The 2,427-nt window shown below is 57.5% G+C and carries 2 protein-coding genes; both read right to left on the reverse strand.

Going from position 1 to position 2,427, the window contains the following annotated elements:
- Nucleotides 1-1,327 (reverse strand): membrane-bound lytic murein transglycosylase MltF (gene mltF / locus RI563_RS06430; protein ID WP_310693541.1); only part of this gene is annotated, 1,327 nt, incomplete at its 3' end.
- Between the two features lie 5 nt (nt 1,328-1,332).
- On the reverse strand, nt 1,333-2,235 hold the full coding sequence (locus RI563_RS06435) for a DMT family transporter (RefSeq protein WP_310693542.1): 903 nt from the start codon (nt 2,233-2,235) through the stop codon (nt 1,333-1,335).
- Nucleotides 2,236-2,427: the final 192 nt, after the last annotated feature.

A 2,427-nucleotide genomic window follows, 5' to 3' on the forward strand; every position in this document is an offset into this window, starting at 1 on the left:
CCTTGAGGGCCTGCAGCAGCATGTCGTGATAGTTGCGGATGCGCCGCACATAGCGCACCGGTTCCGAGCCACGCGCGTAACCGTAGCGTAAATCCTTGTAGTATTTTTTCTGCGACAACAGTGGCAGGACTTCACGGAATTCGTGCCATAAATTCGGATCCACCCCCTGTTCACGCGCCAGTTTGCGGGCATCGTAAACATGACCCATGCCGACGTTATACGCCGCCAGGGCGATCCAGGTGCGATCCGGTTCGGTGATCTCATCCGGTAACCGGCCAATCAGGTTCGTTATGTACCTGGCCCCGCCCATGATACTCTGCTCGGGGTCCAGCCGGCTTGATACCCCGACCTCCCTTGCCGTGGTACGGGTCAGCATCATAATGCCACGCACCCCGGTGGGGCTGCGGGCCAGGCGATCCCAGTGAGATTCCTGATAGGCCTGGGCCGCCAGCAGAGTCCAGTCGATACCGTATTTCCTGCCGGCTGTCTGGAACATTGCCTTGTATGCAGGCAGGACACGCTTAACCTTGCGCTTGAAGGCGCGGGTGTCGACATAGTCGAACACCTCGATAAAACCGTAATACTTGTTGATCAGGTGTTCCAGAGCACCATCATCACGAAACCCGGATAGCCAGTTATTGACCGCACGTTGCAAACCATGGGCTTCGGCAGGCATGGCCCAGGCCAGCGGCTGGGGTTTGCTGATATCAAAGCGCACCATCAATTCGGGCATGTATCGCTGGTTGACCTTGACGATATTCGAATCACCGACGGTACAGTCGAGCTTGCGACGCCAGACCCGTTCGAGTAGATACTCAGTATCGTGTTCGGGATCCGCTTCCCAGGTCAGCTCCGGAACCTCTTCTTGCAAACGCTGTAACTGATCGACATAACTGGTTTCGGACGGCACCGTGAGCGATAGACCAACCAGGTCTTCTGGCTCTTCGGGATAGGCACCGCCACGGCGACAGACCACCTGCTGGGTGACCTGCTGGTAACTGTCGGAAAAGCGATAACGATCCTCACGCTGTTCGGTGCGGGTCAGGCCGGCGGCGGCCAGATCCACCTTGCCCTCCTCGAGCAAACTGAGGATTTCAGCCGGATTGTTACGCACCACCAGTTCCAGCTCCACGCCGAGATCATCAGCAAAAGCGGAAACCAGGTCGTATTCGAAGCCCGTCTTCCCGTCACGATCGACATAATAGGTCGTCGGGGCGTTGCGGGTGCCCACCACCAGCTTACCCTCCTCCTGCACACGATTGAGATACGTTTCTTCGCCGCAACCGGCAAGCAGGATGGCCAACAGCAGCAAGCTGCCATAACGCATCAGTTTTACTCCGGCTCGCTCACCGCCCGATTGCGCAACGTACGAATAACCAGTCCGCCCCATTGATAGAGTCCCATTCCCAGCAGGATCAACATCGCTCCCAGATAAAGTTCGAGACCGATCTGCTCCTGGTTGAATAACCGCCCGAACAACAGGGCAAGTACAGGTGTTAACAAGGTTACCAGCGCCACACGACTGGCATCAATCTGTTTCAACACATAAAAGAACATGATAAAGCCCAGTACCGAACCGAATACGGCCAGATACAGGATGGCGGCGGCCGCCCGTGGTCCGATGTCCGTCGGCCACTGGCCATCGAACAGTAACCAGACCAGCAAATAACAGGGTGCTGCCACCAGCAACGCACCGCTGGTCGATTCCAGCCCTGACAAGTGCGCGTCGATCTTTTTCACCAGCACCATGCTCAGCGAATGCAAACAGACCGCCAGAACGATCGCCGCAATCCCGTAGCCGGCCTGCTCCCCCAGGTTCAGACCACGGGCAAAGACCACGCTCAATCCGGATAATGCCAGAATAATGCCGCCGAGTTTGTGCCAGGTCAGGGCGCGCTCCTGCAACCACAGGGCCGCCATGATGCCGGTGACGATCGGTGTCAGACCAAACAGCACGGAGATCAGCCCCGAGGGAATATGCTGCGCGCCCCAGTAAACACTGGTCATGGCACCGAACACGCCGATTCCGCCGGCCAGATAACTTTTCAGGGCGGCACGATCCCGAGGCAGCCCACGAGAGAGCACTCTCAGCAAAACCACACAGACCAGCGCCCCGAGCCACATACGCGCGGCCACGCCGAACAAAAAGCCGGGCCCTTCCCCGCTCCACTTGATCGCCAGTGGCGTGGTCGACCAGATCAACACCACCCCAATATAGGCTGTCGGTACCGACATGTTTGCTCTCCCTGTTATCTCCAACACATACCCCGAAACGAAAAAAGCCACAGTTTTCAGGCTGTGGCTTTTGGAAAATCCGGTATTGCTTGTATTTAACGACTGCTACAACACCCTCTCCGTCCACCACGCACGGCCCATCGCCCAGACGCGCAGGCGTACCGGGCAGGCAAGAGATTTGGCTGAATGAAT

It is taken from the genome of Thiohalophilus sp. (assembly GCF_031581315.1).
GTDB lineage: Bacteria > Pseudomonadota > Gammaproteobacteria > UBA6429 > Thiohalophilaceae > Thiohalophilus.